19 protein-coding genes are annotated in these 21285 nt (G+C 63.3%); 15 read left to right on the top strand and 4 right to left on the bottom strand.

Features of this window, described 5'->3' with window-relative positions:
- Positions 1–80: 80 nt before the first annotated feature.
- The 14 genes from GYK42_RS11530 to GYK42_RS11465 all read left to right on the top strand — a co-directional run bounded on the left by GYK42_RS11530 (position 81) and on the right by GYK42_RS11465 (position 14433).
- Entirely contained in the window at positions 81–665 is a 585-nt protein-coding gene (locus GYK42_RS11530; RefSeq protein WP_070219422.1) for a DUF2059 domain-containing protein, read from the top strand.
- Between the two features lie 27 nt (positions 666–692).
- A complete protein-coding gene (serC, locus tag GYK42_RS11525; protein ID WP_166447620.1) occupies positions 693–1784 on the top strand; it encodes a 3-phosphoserine/phosphohydroxythreonine transaminase in 1092 nt (363 codons plus the stop codon).
- A gap of 82 nt (positions 1785–1866) precedes the next feature.
- Entirely contained in the window at positions 1867–2937 is a 1071-nt protein-coding gene (gene pheA, locus GYK42_RS11520; RefSeq protein ID WP_072454545.1) for a prephenate dehydratase, read from the top strand.
- A gap of 143 nt (positions 2938–3080) precedes the next feature.
- Complete coding sequence (gene hisC / locus GYK42_RS11515; protein WP_166447619.1) at positions 3081–4187, top strand: histidinol-phosphate transaminase; 1107 nt, start codon at positions 3081–3083, stop codon at positions 4185–4187.
- 4 nt (positions 4188–4191) lie between these two features.
- On the top strand, positions 4192–5100 hold the full coding sequence (locus tag GYK42_RS11510) for a prephenate dehydrogenase (RefSeq protein WP_205711362.1): 909 nt from the start codon (positions 4192–4194) through the stop codon (positions 5098–5100).
- Positions 5101–5118: 18 nt separating this feature from the next.
- Entirely contained in the window at positions 5119–6474 is a 1356-nt protein-coding gene (gene aroA, locus GYK42_RS11505; protein WP_166447618.1) for a 3-phosphoshikimate 1-carboxyvinyltransferase, read from the top strand.
- 83 nt (positions 6475–6557) lie between these two features.
- Entirely contained in the window at positions 6558–7226 is a 669-nt protein-coding gene (gene cmk / locus GYK42_RS11500; protein WP_046682679.1) for a (d)CMP kinase, read from the top strand.
- Positions 7227–7345: 119 nt separating this feature from the next.
- A complete protein-coding gene (gene rpsA / locus GYK42_RS11495; protein ID WP_071650172.1) occupies positions 7346–9058 on the top strand; it encodes a 30S ribosomal protein S1 in 1713 nt (570 codons plus the stop codon).
- A gap of 17 nt (positions 9059–9075) precedes the next feature.
- Positions 9076–9381 (top strand): integration host factor subunit beta, encoded by a 306-nt coding sequence (locus tag GYK42_RS11490; RefSeq protein WP_008446215.1) that lies wholly within the window; start codon positions 9076–9078, stop codon positions 9379–9381.
- Between the two features lie 247 nt (positions 9382–9628).
- Positions 9629–9931 carry a LapA family protein gene (locus GYK42_RS11485; protein ID WP_034751796.1) on the top strand — a complete coding sequence of 101 codons (303 nt, stop codon included), beginning with the start codon at positions 9629–9631 and terminating at the stop codon, positions 9929–9931.
- A 46-nt stretch (positions 9932–9977) separates the two neighbouring features.
- Positions 9978–11153 carry a lipopolysaccharide assembly protein LapB gene (lapB, locus tag GYK42_RS11480; RefSeq protein WP_034751794.1) on the top strand — a complete coding sequence of 392 codons (1176 nt, stop codon included), beginning with the start codon at positions 9978–9980 and terminating at the stop codon, positions 11151–11153.
- A gap of 79 nt (positions 11154–11232) precedes the next feature.
- A complete protein-coding gene (locus tag GYK42_RS11475; protein WP_166447617.1) occupies positions 11233–12600 on the top strand; it encodes a UDP-glucose dehydrogenase family protein in 1368 nt (455 codons plus the stop codon).
- Complete coding sequence (rfaE1, locus tag GYK42_RS11470) at positions 12597–13550, top strand: D-glycero-beta-D-manno-heptose-7-phosphate kinase (RefSeq protein WP_166447616.1); 954 nt, start codon at positions 12597–12599, stop codon at positions 13548–13550. The genes GYK42_RS11475 and rfaE1 overlap by 4 nt, the downstream gene beginning before the upstream one ends.
- Before the next feature lie 178 nt (positions 13551–13728).
- A complete protein-coding gene (locus tag GYK42_RS11465; RefSeq protein ID WP_166447615.1) occupies positions 13729–14433 on the top strand; it encodes a ComEA family DNA-binding protein in 705 nt (234 codons plus the stop codon).
- A gap of 86 nt (positions 14434–14519) precedes the next feature.
- On the opposite strand, the gene GYK42_RS11460 is transcribed toward GYK42_RS11465, so the two are convergent.
- From GYK42_RS11460 to GYK42_RS11450, 3 genes are all read right to left on the bottom strand, one after another.
- Complete coding sequence (locus tag GYK42_RS11460) at positions 14520–15365, bottom strand: sterol desaturase family protein (RefSeq protein WP_166447614.1); 846 nt, start codon at positions 15363–15365, stop codon at positions 14520–14522.
- 34 nt (positions 15366–15399) lie between these two features.
- Complete coding sequence (locus tag GYK42_RS11455; protein WP_166447613.1) at positions 15400–16158, bottom strand: PEPxxWA-CTERM sorting domain-containing protein; 759 nt, start codon at positions 16156–16158, stop codon at positions 15400–15402.
- A 230-nt stretch (positions 16159–16388) separates the two neighbouring features.
- Positions 16389–17954, bottom strand: coding sequence for a phospholipase D family protein (locus GYK42_RS11450; protein WP_166447612.1), 1566 nt, complete (start codon positions 17952–17954; stop codon positions 16389–16391).
- A gap of 206 nt (positions 17955–18160) precedes the next feature.
- On the opposite strand from GYK42_RS11450, the gene GYK42_RS11445 reads away from it, so the two are divergent.
- Complete coding sequence (locus GYK42_RS11445; protein WP_166447611.1) at positions 18161–19516, top strand: M20/M25/M40 family metallo-hydrolase; 1356 nt, start codon at positions 18161–18163, stop codon at positions 19514–19516.
- Here the strand turns inward: GYK42_RS11445 and GYK42_RS11440 are convergent.
- On the bottom strand, positions 19513–21270 hold the full coding sequence (locus GYK42_RS11440; protein ID WP_166447610.1) for an FAD-dependent oxidoreductase: 1758 nt from the start codon (positions 21268–21270) through the stop codon (positions 19513–19515). The genes GYK42_RS11445 and GYK42_RS11440 overlap by 4 nt on opposite strands.
- Between the last annotated feature and the right edge of the window lie 15 nt (positions 21271–21285).

The following is a 21285-nucleotide window of genomic DNA, read 5'->3' as shown; positions in this document are numbered from 1 at the left end:
CCAATTGCTATTGGCGCGCCAGTTGCGGCGCCAGCCTGCATGTCCCACTTGTTCCCCGCTTTTATAAAGTCCCGCATGCCATGAGAAAAATCGTCGCCACCTTCTTCGCCGCGTTTTCGCTGGCCTTTCTCGCGACCCTGCCGGCTCTGGCCCAGAGCACGCAAGCCACGCCGGCCCGCCAGGCGGCGCCCAGCCCCGCCATGAAAGTGGCCGTGCGGCGCATGCTCGACGCGATGCAGTTCCCGCAACTGACGCGCAGCATCTTCGACCAGATGCTGCAATCGGTGCCCGCCATGATCCGCCAGTCGGCGCAGCAGCAAATCAACAGCAACCCGAAACTGGACGAGCAGCGCAAGGCGCGCGCGCTGGCCAGCGCCGAGGAAGAAATCCCCCTGGCCATCGCCACCCTGACGCAGGTACTGGCCGACCCGACCCTGATCGACGAGCTGGGCGACGAAATGGTCCCCCTGTACGCGCGTTTTTACACGGTGCCGGAAGTCGAGCAGCTGACGGCCTTCTACAAGACGCCGCTGGGCCGCAAGATGCTGGCCACCATGCCGCAACTGTCGGCCGAATCGATGGCCATCAGCCAGCGCGTGCTGATCCCCCGCGTGAATGCCGTGCTTGACCAGGTCATGCGGGCGGCCACGCAGTCGCCCCAATAAGATTCCCATTTTGCCAAGGACCATATCGTGACCCATATCTACAATTTTTCAGCCGGCCCCGCCGTCCTGCCCAAGGAAGTGCTGGCGCAAGCGGCCGCCGAGATGCAGGACTGGCATGGCAGCGGCATGTCGGTGATGGAAATGAGCCACCGTGGTCCCGAATTCATGTCCATCTACAAGCAAGCCGTGGCCGATCTGCGCGAACTGCTGGCCGTGCCCGACAACTACAAGATCCTGTTCCTGCAGGGCGGTGGCCTGGGCGAGAACGCCATCATCCCGATGAACCTGGCGGGCCTGGCCGCGCAGCAGCCGGCCACCGTCGACTTCGTGCACACGGGTTCGTGGTCGGGAAAGTCGATCCAGGAAGCGGCCAAGTACGCCAATGTCAACGTGGCCGCGTCGTCGAAGGCCGCCCATTTCACGGGCGTGCCGCCCGTCTCCGAATGGAAGCTGACGCCAGGCGCCGCCTACCTGCACATCTGCACCAATGAAACCATCGACGGCGTGGAATTCCAGCAGGCGCCGAACGTGCCGGCAGGGACCACCATCGTGGCCGACATGTCCTCGCACATTCTGTCGCGCGTGATCGACGTGTCGCAATACGGCGTGATCTTTGGCGGCGCGCAGAAAAATATCGGCCCGGCCGGCCTGACCCTCGTCATCGTGCGCGAAGACTTGCTGGGCAAGGCGCTGCCGATCTGCCCGTCCGCTTTCGACTGGACCATCGTGGCCGAACATGAGTCGATGTACAACACGCCGCCCACCTATGGCATCTATATCGCCGGCCTGGTTTTCCAGTGGCTCAAACGCCAGGGTGGCGTTGCGGCCATGGAACAGCGTAATATTGAGAAAGCGGCTCTGCTGTACGCAGCGCTCGATGCGGACGATTTCTACCAGAACCGGGTCGAGCCCGCATACCGCTCGCGCATGACCATCCCGTTCTATCTGCGCGATGAAAGTCTGAACGACGCATTCCTGGCCGGCGCCAAGCAGCGCGGCCTGCTGCAACTGAAGGGCCACAAGTCCGTCGGCGGCATGCGTGCATCGATCTATAACGCGATGCCGATCGAGGGCGTGCAAGCCCTTGTGAATTATCTGAACGAGTTTGCCGGACGCTGAGTCGCTTAACCGACCGCGCCGGCCCGCCGCCGGCGCAGGCCGCGCGGCCATGATTGAAGTACAGCTGACGAAACAAACCACCATGACCGATAAATTGAAACCGCTGCGCGAACAGATCGATGCGATCGACGCGCAAATCCTCGAGCTGCTGAACCGCCGCGCGCAAATCGCCCAGCAGGTGGGCCATGTGAAGGCCGAAACGCAGGCGCCCGTGTTCCGCCCCGAGCGCGAAGCGCAAGTGCTGCGCGGCGTGGCCGAGCGCAATCCCGGCCCCATGGGCGACCGCGAAGTGCAGACCATCTTCCGCGAAATCATGTCGTCGTGCCGCTCGCTGGAAAAGCGCGTGACCGTGGCGTATCTGGGCCCGGCCGGCACTTTCAGCGAACAAGCCGTGTATCAGCAGTTCGGCAGCGCCGTCGAAGGCTTGCCGTGCGCGTCCATCGATGAAGTATTCCGTTCCGCCGAGGCGGGCACGGCGGACTTCGGCGTCGTGCCGATCGAGAATTCCTCGGAAGGCGCCGTCAACCGCACGCTCGACATGATGCTGCAGACTAGCCTCATCATCAGCGGCGAGGTGGCCATTGCCGTGCACCACAGCCTGATGACAAAGAGCGGCAACATGGAGGGCGTCACGTCCATCTGCGCCCATTCTCAGGCGCTGGCCCAATGCCAGGTGTGGCTGAACCAGAATTACCCGCACATCGCGCGCCATGCCGTCGCTTCGAACGCGGAAGCGGCCCGCATGGCCGGCGAAGATGGCACGGTGGCGGCGATTGCCAGCGAACTGGCCGGCGCGCAGTACAAGCTGGGCGTGGTCAAGGGCCATATCCAGGACGACCCGCACAACCGCACGCGCTTTGCCGTCGTGGGCACCTTGCAGACGGCGCCGTCGGGCAAGGACCAGACATCGCTGGTGCTGGCCGTGCCGAACAAGGCGGGCGCCGTGTACCAGTTGCTGGCGCCCCTGGCCAAGCACGGCGTGTCGATGACGCGCTTCGAGTCGCGCCCGGCGCGCATGGGCAGCTGGGAGTATTATTTCTATGTCGACGTGGAGGGCCACGTGCACGACGCCGCCGTCGCCCAGGCGCTGGCCGAGCTGCAGAGCAATGCGGCGTTTTTCAAGGTGCTGGGATCGTATCCGGTCAGTCTGTGACTTCGATTGATGCCTGTGGTGGTGTCGGATTACGCTGCGCTAATCCGACCTACCCGACATACGGTAAGCTGTAGCTTGGGTTAGCGCAGCGTAACCCAACAACAGCCACCAGCCTAATCATTCACCAACTTTTAAAGAACACCATGTCTAAAAATATCGGTCCAGAATACGTCCGCTCCATCGCCCCTTACCAGAGCGGCAAACCGATCGCGGAAGTCGCGCGCGAATTTGGCCTCGACGAGGCAGCCATCGTCAAGCTGGCGTCGAATGAAAACCCGTACGGCATGCCGGAATCGGCGAAGCAGGCGATGATCGCCGCCATCGACGACCTGGGCCGCTATCCGGACGCCAATGGCTTCGACTTGAAAGCCGTGCTGTCCAAGCGCTACGACGTGCCGGCCGACTGGATCACCCTGGGCAATGGCAGCAACGACATCCTGGAAATCGCCGCGCACGCCTTCGTGCAGCATGGCCAATCCGTCGTCTACTCGCAGTATTCGTTCGCCGTGTACGCGCTGGCCACGCAAGGCCTGGGCGCGCGCCACATCGTCGTGCCGGCGCAAGCCTACGGCCATGACCTGGACGCCATGGCGGCGGCGATTGCCGAAGATACGCGCCTGGTCTTCATCGCCAACCCGAACAACCCGACCGGCACCTTCCTGACGGCCGCGCAGCTGGAGGCGTTCCTGCAAAAAGTGCCGGCGCACGTCGTCGTCGTGCTGGATGAAGCGTACAACGAATTCCTGTCGGCCGACGACCAGTACGAGTCGACGGCATGGGTGCGCCAGTATCCGAACCTGGTGGTGTCGCGCACCTTGTCGAAGGCCTACGGCCTGGCCGGCCTGCGCATCGGCTTTGCCATCGCCCAGCCCGTGCTGACGGACCTGATGAACCGCATCCGCCAGCCGTTCAACGTCAATTCGCTGGCGCAGGCCGCCGCGATTGCCGCCCTGAACGACAAGGCCTTCCTCGAGCAAAGCGCGCGCAACAACGCGGCCGGCTACCAGCAGTTCACGGAAGCGTTTGCGCAACTGGGCCTGGAATACGTGCCATCGCACGGCAATTTCGTGCTGGTCAAGGTGGGCGACGACGATGAAGCAGGCGCGCGCGTGAACCTGGCGCTGCTGAAACAGGGCGTGATCGTGCGTCCCGTCGGCAGCTATGGCTTGCCGCAATGGCTGCGCATTTCCATCGGTCTGCCGCAGGAAAACGCCATCTTCATCGCCGCGCTGACGAAAGCGCTGGCCTGACGATATGACGACGCCTGCACTGAACAAGGTAGTGATCTTTGGCGTGGGCCTGATCGGGGGCTCGTTCGCGCGCGCCCTGAAACATGCGGGCGCGGTTCGAGCCGTGGTCGGCATGGGCCGCTCGCCGGCCTCGATGGCGCGTGCGCTCGAATTGGGCATCATCGACGAGATCGGCGGCGACCTGGCGCAAGCCTTGCATGGCGCCGACCTGGTGCTGCTGGCCGCCCCCGTGGCGCAGACGGGCGCCATCCTGGCGTCCATCGCGCCGCATCTGCAGCCGGGCACCATCGTCACCGATGCGGGCAGCACGAAAAGCGACGTGGTGGCGGCCGCGCGCGCGGCGCTCGGTGGCAAGGTGGCGCAATTCGTGCCCGGCCACCCGATCGCGGGGCGCGAGACGAATGGTCCCGACGCCGCCATCATCGACCTGTATCAAGGCAAGAAAGTGGTGCTCACGCCGCTGGCGGAAAACGCCGCGGCTGATGTGGAACGGGTGGCGGACGCGTGGCGCGCCTGCGGCGCCATCCTGCATACCTTGAACCCCGAAGAACATGACAAGGTGTTTGCCGCCGTCAGCCATCTGCCGCATCTGCTGGCCTTTGCGCTGGTCGACGACATCGCCAACAAACCGCACGCGGGCCTGCTGTTCCAATACGCGGCCAGCGGCTTTCGCGACTTTACGCGCATCGCCGGCTCATCGCCGGAAATGTGGCGCGACATCAGCCTGGCCAACCAGCCGGCGCTGCTGCACGAACTGGACGCCTACCTGGCGCAGTTGACGACCTTGCGCGCCCACCTGGCCGCGAACGACGGCGCCGCCATCGAAGGCGTGTACGCGAACGCCCAGCACGCGCGGCAGCAATGGATCGAGGCGATTGAAACGGCGGAAATACCGGCCGCGCCCACACGATAAATACTCAAGGATTCCAGCATGACCCAGACCAAGCACTACCCCCACCATATCGATCTGAAGCCGGTGATGCACGCCCAGGGCACGGTGCGCCTGCCCGGCTCGAAAAGCATTTCCAACCGCGTGCTGCTGCTGGCCGCGCTGGCCAAGGGCACGACGAAGATCATCGACCTGCTTGCCTCCGACGACACCTTCGTCATGCTGACGGCCTTGACGTCGCTGGGCGTGAAATGGACGCAGGATGAATTGACGGGCGACCCGGCCACGGCCCACCAGGTGCACCATGTGGAAGGCTGCGGCGGCGTGTTCCCGCACCACGAGGCGGACCTGTTCATGGGCAACGCCGGCACGGCCATCCGTCCGCTGACGGCGGCCCTGGCCGTCATCGGCGGCGACTACACCCTGCACGGTGTGTCGCGCATGCACGAGCGTCCGATCGGCGACCTGGTCGACGCGCTGAACGCCGTCGGCACGCAGATCGAATACACGGGCGAGCAGGGCTTCCCGCCGCTGCGCATCCGCCGCGGCCACATCCACGCGCAGCGCATCGCCGTGCGCGGCAACGTGTCGAGCCAGTTCTTGACGGCCCTCCTGATGGTGGCGCCGCTGATGGCGCGCGACCATGCGGTCACCATCGACGTGACGGGCGAGCTGATTTCGAAGCCGTACATCGAGATCACCCTGAACCTGATGCGCCGCTTCGGCGTGACGGTCGAGCATGACGGCTGGCAGTCGTTCACCGTGCAGCCGGGCCAGCAATATCAAAGCCCGGGCACGATCCACGTGGAAGGCGATGCGTCGTCGGCCTCGTACTTCCTGGCGGCCGGCGCCATCGGCGGCGGTCCCGTGCGCGTGGAAGGCGTGGGGCGCGACAGCATCCAGGGCGACGTGCGCTTCGTCGAAGCCTTGCAGCAGATGGGCGCGACCATCACCATGGGCGAGAACTGGATCGAGGCGCGGTCGAACGGCGTCCTGAAGGCCGTCGACATGGATTTCAATCACATTCCCGACGCGGCCATGACGATCGCCGTCGCCGCCCTGTACGCGGACGGCACCTCGACCTTGCGCAATATCGCCAGCTGGCGTGTGAAGGAAACGGACCGCCTGGCTGCCATGGCGACGGAGCTGCGCAAACTCGGCGCCGAAGTGGAAGAGGGCGCGGATTACCTGCGCGTGACGCCGCCGGCCGAAATTGCCGCCGCCACCATCGACACGTATGACGACCACCGCATGGCCATGTGCTTCTCGCTGGCCTCGCTGGACGGCGCCGCGCGCCGCGGCAACGAAATGCGCATCAACGACCCGAAATGCGTGGCCAAGACCTTCCCCGAGTATTTCGCCGCGTTTGCGGGGATTGCCAAAGATAGTCTTATTTGACCGAAGGCAAATTTGGGGTCAGACCCGTCGGGTCTGACCCCAGCTCTTGTTTTTGGGTTTAGTTTTTTTAAAGTGACAAAATAATGCCGACCTCCCACATCCCAGTCATCGCCATCGACGGCCCCACCGCTTCCGGCAAGGGCACGGTGGCGCACCGCGTGGCCGACAAGCTGGGCTTTCATTACCTGGACTCGGGCGCGCTGTACCGCCTGACGGCCTTGAGCGCGCTGCGCCGCGGCACGGACTTGCGCGACGAGCACGCGCTGGCCAAGCTGGCCGAACACTTGCCTTGCCACTTTGCCAATGGCGAGATTCTGCTGGCGCAGGAAAACGTCACCGAGCAGATCCGTGCCGAAGAAGTGGGCAATACGGCGTCGAAAATTGCCGTGTTGCCAACGGTGCGCCAGGCCCTGGTCAGCTTGCAGCTGGGCTTTCGCAAGACGCCGGGCCTGGTGGCCGACGGGCGCGACATGGGCACGGTGATCTTCCCGCACGCCCAATTGAAGGTGTTCCTGACGGCCAGTGTCGAGGCGCGCGCGCAACGGCGCTACAAGCAATTGATAGACAAGGGTTTTTCTGCTAATATGGAAGACCTTCTGATGGATTTGCAGGCGCGGGACGAACGTGATACTCACCGTGCGATTGCGCCGCTGGTCCCTGCGGAAGGGGCGCATGTCCTCGATACGTCGGAAATGACGGCAGATGTTGCCGTCGAAACCGTGTTGAAATGGTATGCCGCCGCAGCAAAATAGTGTGATTTCTATGCTATGTGGTGCCCGTTGACGGCTCCTGGCCTGTCCGGGTGTGTCAAAAACCTAACCCAGTTTAAGTCGCATCGTGCGATCTCTGCTGGATAACCTGTGTGAACCCTATGTCTACTGTTACAACTAACGAATCTACCGGTATGGAAAGTTTTGCTGCGCTCTTCGAGGAATCGTTGTCGCGTCAAGATATGCGCTCCGGCGAAGTTATTTCCGCTGAAGTCGTGCGCCTCGACCACAATTTCGTGATCGTGAACGCTGGCCTCAAATCCGAAGCATTCATCCCTGTCGAAGAATTCAAGAACGACCACGGCGAACTGGAAGTCAAAGTTGGTGACTTCGTTTCCGTGGCGATCGAATCGCTGGAAAACGGTTTCGGCGATACCATCCTGTCGCGCGATAAAGCCAAGCGTCTGGCTTCGTGGCTGGCTCTGGAAAAAGCGATGGAATCGGGCGAAATCGTCGTCGGTACCGTCAATGGTAAAGTCAAAGGCGGTCTGACCGTGTTGACCAACGGCATCCGCGCATTCCTGCCGGGCTCGCTGGTTGATACCCGTCCTGTCAAAGACACGACCCCATTCGAAGGCAAAACCCTCGAATTCAAAGTGATCAAGCTGGATCGCAAGCGTAACAACGTGGTTCTGTCCCGCCGCGCCGTCATCGAAGCTTCGATGGGCGAAGAGCGTCAGAAACTGATGGAAACGCTGAAAGAAGGCACGGTCGTGACCGGCGTCGTCAAAAATATCACCGACTACGGCGCGTTCGTGGATCTGGGCGGTATCGATGGCCTGCTGCACATCACCGACCTGGCATGGCGCCGTGTACGTCACCCGTCGGAAGTACTGACGGTTGGCCAGGAAATCACCGCCAAAGTCTTGAAATACGATCAAGAGAAAAACCGTGTTTCGCTGGGCGTGAAACAACTGGGCGACGATCCTTGGACCGGTCTGTCCCGTCGTTACCCACAAAGCACCCGTCTGTTCGGTAAAGTAACGAACCTGACCGACTACGGCGCGTTCGTTGAAGTGGAACAGGGTATCGAAGGTCTGGTACACGTTTCCGAAATGGACTGGACGAACAAAAACGTTGCTCCTAACAAAGTTGTCCAACTGGGCGACGAAGTAGAAGTAATGGTTCTGGAAATCGACGAAGAGCGTCGTCGTATCTCGCTGGGTATGAAACAGTGCAAAGCCAACCCTTGGGATGACTTTGGCGTTACCCACAAGAAGGGCGATAAAGTCCGCGGCGCGATCAAATCGATCACCGACTTCGGCGTGTTCATCGGCCTGGCCGGCAACATCGACGGTCTGGTGCACCTGTCCGACCTGTCCTGGACCGAAACCGGCGAAGAAGCCGTGCGTCGCTTCAAGAAAGGTGACGAACTGGAAGCCATCGTTCTGGCCATCGACGTTGAGCGCGAGCGCGTTTCCCTGGGCGTCAAGCAACTGGAAGGTGACCCATTCAACAACTTCGCAGCCATGAACGACAAAGGCTCGCTGGTAACCGGTACCGTTAAATCGGTTGAGCCTAAAGGCGCCGTGATCCAACTGTCCGAAGAAGTTGAAGGCTACCTGCGCGCTTCCGAAATCTCGCGCGACCGCGTTGAAGATGCTGGTACGCACCTGAAAGTCGGCGACACCGTTGAAGCAATGGTGCTGAACATCGACCGCAAAGCCCGTGGCATCCAACTGTCGATCAAAGCGAAAGACAACGTTGAAACCCAGGAAGCCATGCAGAAGATGGCAGCTACCGACAACAACGCAGCTTCGGGCACCACCAGCCTGGGCGCCTTGTTGAAAGCCAAGTTCGATAACAAGAACTAAGACTGCGGATACGGCAGATGACAAAGTCCGAGCTGATCAACCGCCTCGCTGAGCGTTATTCTCAGCTGGTGGCGAAAGATGCGGAGTATGCCGTCAAGACCATTCTCGATGCGATGACCAACGCCCTGGCGACCGGTCAGCGTATCGAGATCCGCGGTTTTGGCAGTTTTGCCCTGAACAGCAGGCCCCCGCGCATCGGCCGCAACCCGAAATCCGGCGACAAGGTGATGGTTCCCGAAAAACGGGTGCCCCACTTCAAACCGGGCAAACAGTTGCGCGAGCGCGTGGACGCGATGGTCGGGCAACCGATCATCGAGGATTAATCGTCTGCTGGAAGGCGACATAGAAAGCGGCGTCCTTGGATGCCGCTTTTTTTTGTTAATATGCTGAGAATACCTGACATAAGCTACTGCGCGTCGCGCTTTGCGGCCTGCGATGCTCACCGTACTTCAGTACGGTTGCGCTTCTTGGCCACAAGGGGGCGCCGAGCCTCACTGACGCTCGCTACGCTTCTGCCAGGCATTCCGAGGTTGTGCCATACGGCATTTTTTGTACTTTCTGGGCGTATCGATGAAAATCATCTCCACCATCGTTGGCTGTGTTCTTTTCGTCCTGTTCTTCAGTTTTGCGCTGAAGAATGCGCAGGTTGTCGACCTGCATGTTTTCCTCAATTATGAAATTCGCGGCCCCCTGGTCCTGATGCTGCTGGGCTTTTTTGTCGCTGGCGCAAGCCTGGGCGTATTGGCCCTGACGCCGACCGTGTTCCGTCACCGCCGCGAAGCGACCAAGCAAAAAACCACCATTGCCGCGCTGCAGACCGTTGGCGTGGCCAGCAATGTCCAGCCGCAACCGGACAGCGTGAGCGCGCAGTAAGCGCCGCCGTCGCTCCTATCTCTCTTACTCGAATAAAAACAATCGCATGGATTTTGAACTCTGGTGGCTCTTGGGTATCCCGATGTTTTTCGCGCTGGGCTGGATTGCCGCGCGTGTGGACATTCATCAACTGGTGTCCGAATCGCGCAGCCTGCCGCGCAATTATTTCAAGGGCTTGAATTTTCTGCTCAATGAGCAGCATGACAAGGCCATCGACGCCTTCATCGAAGTCGTCAAGCTGGACCCGGAATCGGCCGATATGCACTTTGCGCTGGGCAATTTGTTCCGCCGCCGCGGCGAAACGGAGCGTGCCATCCGCGTGCACCAGAACTTGCTGGCGCGCCCGGACCTGCCGCTGGAGCAGCAGGGCCACGCCGCCTATGAGCTGGGCATGGATTACCTGAAGGCGGGCTTGCTGGACCGCGCCGAAGAAACCTTCAACAGCCTGATCGACACACAATATGCGGCCCAGGCGCGCCGCGCGCTGCTGGAAATCTACCAGCGCGAAAAGGAATGGCCACGCGCCATCGAAGCGGCAGTGGGCTTGCAGGAGTCGGGCGCCGGCGCGCGCCAGAAGGAAATCGCCCAGTTCTATTGCGAACTGGCGCATGACGCGCTGGTGCACATGAAGCCGGACGACGCCATGCCGCTGCTGGAAAAAGCCCTGCAGACGGACCGCAAGAGCGTGCGCGCCACCATCCTGACGGGCGACGTGCTGCTGGCGCGCGGCGACGTGGAAGGCGCGCTGACCACGTGGCGCCGCGTGGAGCAGCAAAGCGTGCCCCACGTGGCCCTGGTGGCGCAGCGCCTGATGGATGGCTACACCAAGCTGGGCCGTCCACAGGAAGGCGTCAACCTGCTGCGCTCCTACCTGGAAGAGGCGTCGTCGATCGACCTGATCGAGGTCGTCTTCAAGGCCGTCATCGAACTCGACGGCGTGGAAGCGGCTAAGCAGCTGGTCAGCGCCGAGCTGCGCCGCACGCCGACCCTGCTGGGCCTCGATAAACTGCTGGAAGCGCGCATGATGGATGCGCCGGCCGCCATCTGGTCGGAGCTGTCGATGGTGAAAAACCTCGTGCACGGCTACACGCAGAAGCTGGCCCGCTACCAGTGCAGCCACTGCGGCTTCAAGGCGCGCCAGTTCTACTGGCACTGCCCTGGCTGCAACAAGTGGGAGACTTACCCACCACGCCGCACAGAAGAACTCAATGTCATGAACTGATTCGTACACGTCACCTTGTCCTGAGCAATGTGGCGTGTACTTCTATGTAAGACCTGCTTTTTATCCATACGGTACATCCATGAAAATCACTATTATCGGCACCGGCTATGTTGGCCTCGTGACCGGCGCCTGCCTGGCGGAACTGGGCAACGACGTCTTTTGCCTCGACCTGGACGCACAGAAGGTCGCCTTGCTCAACAGCGGCGGCATTCCCATCCATGAACCGGGCCTGGAAGAAGTCGTGGCGCGCAACCGCGCCGCCGGGCGCATGACCTTTTCCACCGACATTGAAGCGGCGGCCGCGCACGGCGTGATGCAATTCATCGCCGTCGGCACGCCGCCCGATGAAGACGGCTCGGCCGACCTGCAATACGTGCTGGCCGCCGCGCGCGGCATCGGCAAGTACATGACGGACTTCAAGGTCATCGTCGACAAGTCCACCGTGCCCGTCGGCACGGCTGAAAAAGTGCGCGCCGCCATCCAGGGCGAACTCGATGCGCGCGGCGTGGCCGCCACGTTCTCGGTCGCGTCGAACCCGGAATTCCTCAAGGAAGGCGCGGCCGTCGAAGACTTCATGCGCCCCGACCGCATCGTCATCGGCGTCGACGCCACGCCGGATGGCGAGCGCGCGCGCGAACTGCTGAAAAGCCTGTACGCGCCGTTCAACCGCAACCACGAACGCACTTACTGGATGGACGTGCGCTCGGCCGAATTCACGAAGTATGCGGCGAACGCCATGCTGGCCACGCGCATCTCGTTCATGAATGAACTGGCGAACCTGGCCGACAAGGTCGGCGTCGACATCGAAGCCGTGCGCCACGGCATCGGCTCCGACCCGCGCATCGGCTACAGCTTCCTGTACGCCGGTTGCGGCTATGGCGGTTCATGTTTCCCGAAAGACGTGCAGGCGCTCGAGCGCACCGCGCGCGGCCACGGCCAGGAATTGCTGATCCTGCGCGCCGTCGAAGCCGTCAACGACCAGCAGAAGCAGGTGCTGGGACGCAAAGTGGTCACTCGCTTCGGCGAAGATCTGACGGGCCGGCATTTCGCCGTGTGGGGACTGGCCTTCAAGCCGAATACGGACGACATGCGCGAAGCGTCGGCCCGCGTGCTGCTGGCCGACTTGCTGGCGCGCGGCGCCACGGTGGCCGTGTACGATCCCGTCGCCATGCCTGAAGCCAAGCGGGTGCTGCAGCTGGACTTGACGCCGGAGCAATTGGCGAAGGTGCGTTTTGCCGACAGTTCGAAGGATGCGCTGCAGGACGCCGACGCACTGGTCATTGTGACCGAATGGAAAGCCTTCCGCAGCCCCGACTTCGAACAGGTCAAGGCGCGCCTGAAGCAGGCCGTGATCTTTGACGGACGCAATTTGTTCGAGCCGGCCGTCATGGCCGAGAACGGCATCGAATACCACGGGATCGGTCGCTCGATCCTGACGCGCGCATGAGCGCCCAAGAGGTGGTCGCCTTGACGGCGCCGGCCGCATTGGCCCAGGTACGCCTGCTGGTGGTGGGCGATGTGATGCTGGACCGCTACTGGTTCGGCGACGTCAGCCGTATTTCGCCGGAAGCGCCCGTGCCCATCGTGCGCATCGAGAAGCGCGAGGAGCGCCTGGGCGGCGCGGCCAACGTGGCGCGCAACGCGGCCGCGCTGGGAGCGAAGACGAGCTTGCTGGGCGTGGTCGGCGACGACGAGGCCGGCAGCCAGGTCGAACGCCTGCTCGAGGGCGGCGGCATTCACAGCTATCTGCAGCGCGATGCGGCCATTTCCACCATCATCAAGTTGCGCGTGATCGGCCGCCAGCAGCAGATGCTGCGCATCGATTTCGAGGATGCGCCCAGCGATACGGTGCTGCGCGACAAGCTCAAGCAATTCAATGCCCTGTTGCCGCACTACGATGTGGTGATCCTGTCGGATTACGCCAAGGGCAGCCTGGTGAACGTGGCCGAGATGATCAAGGCGGCCCGTGCCGCCGGCAAGATCGTCATGGTCGATCCGAAAGGCGATGATTTCAGCCGCTATACGGGCGCGTCAGTGCTCACTCCGAATAAATCGGAACTGCGCCGCGTGATCGGTAACTGGAACACGGAAGAGCAACTCACGGAACGCGCGCAGCAGATGCGTGCCCAGCTGGGCCTCGATGCCTTGCTGCTGACCCGTTCCGAAGAAGGCATGAGCTTGTACACTGCCGATGAAGTGCTGCACATGCCCACCGATGCGCGCGAAGTGTTCGACGTCTCGGGCGCCGGCGACACGGTGATCGCCACCATGGCGGCCATGCTGGGCGCCGGCATGGGCCTGGGCGAAGCCGTGCGCACGGCCAACCGGGCCGGCGGCATCGTCGTCGGCAAGCTGGGCACGGCCACCGTCACCCGCGACGAGCTGTTCCCGCAGTAACTATGCCGTTGTATTCCGCATCTCACCTGCGTCAGAACGTTTGATCTGGCGCAGGTCTTCCCGTTCTTCCGCTGTCCAGTCTTGTCAACCGTATCACGCCACAGCCGTTAAAGCCGTTAAGGCGCTGCTCTTCCCTTGCGTTCGAGTCATCTTGAAACCACATCACGGAGAGATACCCATGTTCAAAAAAATACTGCTGGCCATCGCCACCTTGATCGCGACGATGGGCTTTGCCTTTGCCCAGGTCGACGTCAACAAGGCGGACCAGGCGGCACTCGACAGCGTCAAGGGCATCGGCCCCGTCACGTCGAAAGCCATCATCGATGAACGTGCCAAGGGCGGCGCCTTCAAGGATTGGGCCGATTTCGAAACCCGCGTGAAGGGCATCGGTCCGAAAAGTTCCGTGAAGCTGTCGGAAGCGGGCTTGCAAGTGAACGGCCAGGCCAAGTCCGGCGCGCCGGCGGCGCCCGCTCCGGCGCCGAAAGCCGCTCCGGCAAAAAAGGAAGCTGCTGTGAAGGAAGTTGCAGCGAAAGAAGCCGCACCGAAGCCAGCTGCTGTGACCGACACCGCTGCGGCGCCAGCCAAGACAGCCGCTGAAACGAAGAAAGAAGCTGCTGCTGCCAAGAAAGAAGCCAAGGCCGCCGCTGCCGCCGCCAAGAAAGAAGCAGCAGCCGCCAAGGTCGTGCCTGCCGCCGCTACCGCGCCAGCCGCCGCCGATGCCGTCCCCGTGAAAACGGCGGCCGAAACGAAGAAGGAAGCCGCTGCTGCAAAGAAAGCGGCAACGGCCGCCAAGAAAGAAGCCAAGGCTGCGGAAGCGGCTGCGAAGAAGGAAGCCAAGCTGGCTGCGGCCGATGCGAAGAAGGCCGAAGCCGAGAAAAAGTAAACGTGTTGCTGTAAGGTGTACTGCGTGGTGGTGCCGCGCAGCACGAGAAGAAAACCCCGCGCGGTACCGGCCGCGCGGGTTTTTTTTTATTCTGCAGCCTGGACTTCCCGCTTGCCGGTACGCCGGAACGGCGCCGCCAGTTGGCCCGTCAGCGTCTTCGGCATGGGCGCTTCGATGCCGCAGGCGGCCGGCCAGGCGCGCGGCAGGTGATAGGTGCCGAACAGCCGGTCCAGCACGGGTAAGGTGGAAGCGTAGTTGCGGTTGATGTGCTCGAACTTGCTGTGGTGCCAGTGGTGGAAGGCGGGCGTGGCCACCAGCCATTCCAGCGGGCCGAAGCGCCAGCGCAGGTTGGCGTGGATGAAGAAGCCCCAGAAGGTAGCGATCAGCAACAGCAGCACGGGTGCGGCGCTGCCCGCCGCACCGGGTCCTGCCAGGCCCAGCAGATACAAAGGTGTCAGGCCGAACAGGCGCGTGACGACCATGTCGACCGGATGGGTGCGGGTATTGGCGAGGAAATACAGCTGTTCCGTGCTGTGGTGTACTGCGTGGTAGCGCCACAGCCATGGAATTTCATGGCTGAGTCGATGTCCCCAGTAAGTGCCGACTTCGCCGATCAGCAAGCCCAGCAGCAGCTTGCCCCAAAGGGGCAGGGCAGACAGGGTGGCGGGTATGGCGTCCGGCAGCAAGCGCTGGCCAGCGATGGCGACCAGGGCCAGCGGCACGGCCAGCAAGGCGGCCGGCAGCAGGCTGCTGATGAAATAAAAGCCCAGGTCGCTGAACAGTTCCGCACGCGAGCGCCCCGCATGGCGTTTGCCAAAGAAGCGCTCGAGCGGTACGAAGAGCACAGCCAGCAACACCAGCCACAGGCTCAGGCGCAGCACGTCGATGACGATGCCGGGCAGCTGGGTTTGCAAGGTGTGCAGCAGGCTCATTTTATTCCATCAAGCAGTAAGCAGTGTTGCTGTCTCAGGCCGCGACGGCAGCCTTGCGACGGCGCGCCATAAAGCCCAGCAAGCCCAGGCCGCCGATCAGCATGCCCCAGGTCGACGGTTCCGGCACGGCCGACACCAGCGACACGCCATCGAGCAGCATGAACGGTGGCGCGCCCGTCGGGCTGCCCTTGGCCATGAACGACAGCAATTCGCTGCTGTTCGCGGCCGTGAAGGTCATGCTGGTCTGGTGCCAGCCCGTGAAACCCTGGCTGACGTTGGCGAGCGAGGCCGTTTGCTGCTTGCTGTTGCCCAGCGCAACGTCCCAGTAATTGACCAGGTTGTCGCCGCGGAAGCCCACTTGCTGGCCTGCGCCATACGAAAAGCTCAGGGTGTACGCCTGGCCTGCGACGAGGCCGCTGACCAGTTGCGTGACGGGACCCGGGAAATAATCCCAGTCGGCCGCCAGCACATTGCCGCCCGTGGGACTGACGCCCAGGCCGTTTTGCGGGCCGCGGCCGCTGTAGGAGTTCGGGCCCCACAAGGCCAGCGCCGTCTTGGCGTTGGTGTCGTCGATGTTGTTGCCGTTCAAGACGAAGTTGTAGCCCTTGCTGGACCAGTCGGTCAGGTAGGTGCGGTCGTCGCGGGCGTAGTTGCCTTCGTTCAGCTGTTTCGAAGTGCCATTGCTGGTCAGTTCGAAATCGCCATTCTTGACCAGGTTGGTGGTGGCGGCCTGGGCGGCAGTGACGCACAGGGAAGCGGCGGCCAGCGCCAGCAATGCAGATGTTTTACGCATGATAAAGCTCCAAAAGTGACAGGGTAGTGTTGCAGTCTGTCGGCGAGCTTTTGGCCAACGTTCGATTCAATCGCGGAAGGGGCGAGAAGGTACTTCAGAGACAGCGGTGGTGTCTTGTTGACGCGATTATAGCAGCGTTTGGCAAAACGGCATCTAACATGTCTCGAAAACAACAAATATTTTTAAATGGTAATCTTGTCAGGATTAAAGTTTTTATATGCCATGCACGCTTACAGCTGCGACTCGATCGGCAGCCGGCGCATCACGGACACCAGCATGCGGCGCCAGAAGCCCGTTTCCGGGTCTTGCGTCCACACTTTGGCGGGTACTTCAGTGGCGTCGGACCAGCGCAGGGCGCCATTATCGAGGAACAAGCGGTAGCTGGTGTCGCTCGCCGTCGAGTGCAGGAATAGCGTGCGCATGTCGGCCGCCAGCGCGGCGTCGTCGAACAGCACGCCCATTTCCGTGTTCAGCTGGGCCGAGCGCGGGTCGAGGTTGAAAGAGCCAACGAAGCCCCGCTTGCCATCCACCACTACGGCCTTGGTGTGCAGGCTGGCGCGGCTCGACCCCATCAGGCTGATGCGCTTGCGGTGCTGGGTCTTCAATTCAAACAGTTCGACACCGCCGCCCAGCAGCGCCTCGCGGTAGCGCGCGTAGCCCGCATGCACGAGGGCCACGTCGGTGGCGGCCAGCGAGTTGGTCAGCACCTGGACCTTGACGCCGGCCGCGACCTTGTCGCCCAGGGTGTGTGTCAGTTCCGTGCCGGGAACAAAATAGGGTGAGGTCAGCAGCGCTTCCGCGCGGGCGTCCGTCAGCAGGGGCAGCAAGCTGTGCATCAGCCAGTGCTCGCTGCGCTGCAAACTGGCCACGGGCGCGGCTTTTTCCGGCGGGTCCGACAGCACCTGCACCTGGTCGCTCCAGTGCAGGCGCACGCGGCCATCGAGGTGGGCCTGCAGCTGGCCCGCATCGGTCAGCTGGCGCAGGTAGGGCGAGGCGCCCAGTTCGCCCGTGAGCGCGTCGAGGCGGGCGCGCACGGCCTGCAGTTCAGCCGCGCCCGCGTCCTTGCCTTCGTGCAAGGCGCCGATGGGGATGACGGCGCGGCTGTTCCAGAAGCGGTCGAAGATGTCGCTCGTCTGCCGCACGGCCGGACCCACCAGCAGCAGGTCGGCATCCTGGAAATTGACTTGCTCGGCGGCATCGAAGTATTCATCGCCGATATTGCGCCCGCCGACGAGGGCGACCCGGCCGTCGACGATCCAGGCCTTGTTGTGCATGCGCCGGTTCAGGCTGACGGCGCGCAAGGCCATTTCCACGGCGCGCATCCAGATGCCGTCGCGGTTGCGGCCCGGATTGAAGATGCGCACGTCGATCAGCGGATGGCTGTCGAGCGCGAGGATGGCGGCGTCTTGGCCGCGCGCGTTGATATCGTCGAGCAGCACGCGCACGCGTACGCCGCGGTCGGCCGCGCGCAGCAATTCGCGCACCAGCAGGCGTCCCGTCACGTCGTTATGCCAGATGTAGTATTGCAGGTCGAGGCTGCGGCCCGCTTCGCGCGCGCTCAGGGCGCGCAGGGCGAACGCTTCCAGATTGTCATCGATCAGGGCCGTGCCGCTGTGGCCGGGACGTTGCGCCAGTTGCGGCGCCAGTACGCGGTCGAGCAGGGTGGCGTCCAGCGCCACGGGCAAGGCCGTGCCTGGCGCCCCCAGCGAGCGTTCGGCGAAACGCCCGTAGCTGTACAGGGCGGCAATGCTGAGCACGGCAAACAAGGTGGCCAGCAACAGCAATTTGACGAGCATGCGGCGCACCGTCAGCGGACCGCGCGCAGGTTGAGGCTGCGGCGTACGGGATGAAGGGCGGTCAGGCGCATGCGGTGTCTTTCGTGAGCGGGGCAGTGGCCGATTGTAGCAGTTTCTATAATGCACGATTTTCATCCTGGAACATCCTTGCCCGTCGTCAAAAATGCGAGAATGGCCAGCTCAATCACTCATCGGGGGATGCAGGCATGGTACGGATTTTGACGGCAATGACGGCAGCCATGCTGTCGGCGAGCGTGGCGGCGGCGCCCGGCGCCGAACCGGCGCAGCAGCAGATACGGCAGGTGCTGGCTGATATTTCGCCGCAGCGCATCGAGGCGTATGTGCGCAAGCTGGTGGGCTTTCAGACGCGCCACACGATGTCCGATACCGTGTCCGACACGCGCGGCATCGGCGCGGCCCGGCGCTGGATCAAGGCCGAGCTGGAGCGCTGCGGCGCGCAGGCGGGCGGGCGTCTGCAAGTGGCGTTCGACAGCCATGTCGCGCCTGTGTCGAAGCGCATTGCGCGGCCGACGGACATCGTCAACGTGGTGGCGACCTTGCCGGGCAGCCAGCCGCAGTCGGCCGGGCGCATCTATGTCGTCAGCGGCCATTACGATTCGCGCGCCACCGACGTGATGGATGCGCAGGGCGACGCGCCCGGCGCCAACGACGACGCGTCCGGCACGGCGGCCGTGATCGAAATGGCTTGCGCGATGGCGCGCCACCGCTTCGACGCCACCATCGTTTTCATGGCCGTGGCGGCCGAGGAGCAGGGTTTGCTGGGTTCCGGTCACTGGGCGCAGCAGGCTAAGTTGAACAAGCTCAACATCGCCGGCATGCTCAACAACGACATCATCGGCAGTTCGCGCGCGGAAGACGGCACGGTCGATGGCGGCCAGGTGCGCCTGTTTGCCGAAGGCATCCCGGCCGTGAAGGAAATGAGCGACGGCGTGCGCGCCCTGGTGGCGACGGGCGGCGAAAACGATTCCATCTCGCGCCAGCTGGCGCGTCACGTGAAACAGGTGGGCGAGCGCTATGTGCCCGGCTTTACGGTCAACGTCATCCAGCGCGCCGACCGCTACCTGCGCGGCGGCGACCACATGCCCTTCCTCGCGCAAGGCTATGCGGCGCTGCGCTTCACGGAGCCGCACGAGGATTTTGCCCATCAGCACCAGGACGTGCGCGTGGAGAATGGCGTGCAGTATGGCGACCTGCCGCAATTCGTCGACTATGAGTATGTGGCGAAAGTGGCGCGTGTGAATGCGGCGGCGCTCGCGTCGCTGGCCCTGGCGCCGGCCGCGCCCGCCGGCGTGCAGGTGCGCACGGCCCAGCTGGAAAACGCCACCTCACTGGTGTGGCAGCCGAATACGGAACCGGACCTGGCCGGCTACCGCATCGTCTGGCGCGCCACGACGGCCGACCAGTGGCAGGGCGCGCAAGACGTGGGCAATGTCACCGAAGCCAGGGTCAAGCTGTCGAAAGACAACTATTTCTTTGGCGTCCAGGCCATCGACCGTGACGGCAATGTCAGCGTGGCCACGTATCCCATGCCCTTGCGTTAGGCGCTGTTGACGGGCAGGCGCGCAAGAAAGCCGTGAATCTGGGAAACGACGGCCGCCCCTTCGCCGACGGCGGCGGCCACGCGCTTGGTGGAGCCGGCCCGCACGTCGCCGATGGCGAACACGCCCGGCACGCTCGTTTCCAGCGCGGCCCGGTCGGGCAAGTCGGGTGGATACACTCCGTGGCCATGGGCGCGGCATTCGGCGCGCGTGACCTCGAAGCCCGTGCGGATAAAGCCCTGTTCGTCGACCGCCACGGCGCAGTCGTGCAGCCAGTCCGTGTTCGGATCGGCGCCGACGAAAAGAAACACGCGGCGCACGGCGCAATCGGCTTCCTCGCCCGTGCGGTTGTTACGCCAGCGCACTTCCGTCAAGCCATCGTCGTCGCCTTCGAGGGCGATGATTTCCGTGTGCGTGTGCAAGGTGATGTTGGGCGTGGCGGCGATGCGTTCGATCAGGTAGCTCGACATGCTGGCCGCCAGTCCGTCGCCGCGGATCACCATGTGGACTTTTGCGGCGTGGCCGGACAGAAACACGGCCGCCTGGCCGGCCGAATTGCCGCCGCCAACGAGGATGATCTCTTCCTGCCGGCACAGCTTGGCTTCGATGGGCGAGGCCCAGTAATACACGCCCCGTCCCTCATACGTTTTCAGGTTGGCCAGCGACGGGCGGCGGTAGCGCGCGCCGCACGACAGTACCACCGTGCGGGCGCGCACCTGCGTGCCGTCGCACAGATTGACGCGCAGCGGCCACGTATCGCACAGCAGGTTGGCGGCGCTGGCCGGGGTGGCGATCTCGACGCCGAACTTTTGCGCCTGCACATAGGCGCGCCCCGCCAGGGCGCGGCCGGAAATCCCGGTAGGAAAGCCCAGGTAATTTTCGATGCGCGCACTGGCGCCCGCCTGGCCGCCGTACGCGCGTTGCTCCAGCGCCAGGACCGATAAACCTTCGGATGCCGCATACACGGCCGTGGCCAGTCCGGCCGGTCCGGCGCCCACCACCAGCACGTCGAAGATCTTGTCGCCGGACAAATCGGGCAGCATGCCCAGGCAGCGTCCCAGTTCCGCATTGCCGGGATTTTTCATGATCTTGCCGTCAGGGCAGACGACCAGCGGCCATTCCTGCGGCGTGGGCCGGTAGCGCTCGGCCAGCGCGGCGGCGGCCGCATCGGTGGCCGGATCGAGCACCGTGTGCGGGTGGCCATTGCTCGACAGAAAACTTTGCAAGTGGAACAGATTGCCATTGCCGCGCGGCCCCACCAGCACGGGGCCGCCCGAATTCGATTCGATCAGCGCCACGCGGCGCAGGATCAGGGCGCGCACGATGCGTTCGCCCATTTCCGCCTCGGCCACGATCAGCGCGCGCAAGGATTCCGAGCTGATGTCGAGCAACTCCACGGCGCCCACGGCGCTGCCGTTGACGAGGGTGGGGCGGCCGGACAATTGCGCTACCTCGGCAATGAAGTGGCCGACGCCCACTTCACGCAGTACGGACGCCTGTCCCATGACCTCGTGGCGCTTGATGCTGACCCGTCCGGACAGTATCACCAGCATGCCGAAGCTGCTGCTGCCCGCCTCGAACAGCGTCTCGCCATCGGCAAAGTGATGGCGCGTGCCATAGCGCTGCAAGCGCTGCAGTTCGGGCGCATTGAAGACGGGCGAGATCTGGTGGCTGCGGCCATGCAAGTCGAGCGTGGCGAACTGGACGGGATCGTCCTGCGTCGTTTCGGGAATGAATTCAGGTGTGCTGCTGGCCATGGCGAGTCCGTTCGG

It is taken from the genome of Janthinobacterium lividum (genome assembly GCF_011601275.1).
Taxonomy (GTDB): domain Bacteria; phylum Pseudomonadota; class Gammaproteobacteria; order Burkholderiales; family Burkholderiaceae_D; genus Janthinobacterium; species Janthinobacterium lividum_E.
The sequence above is the reverse complement of the archived record's forward strand: the minus strand, read 5'-3'. Positions and strand labels throughout refer to the sequence as shown.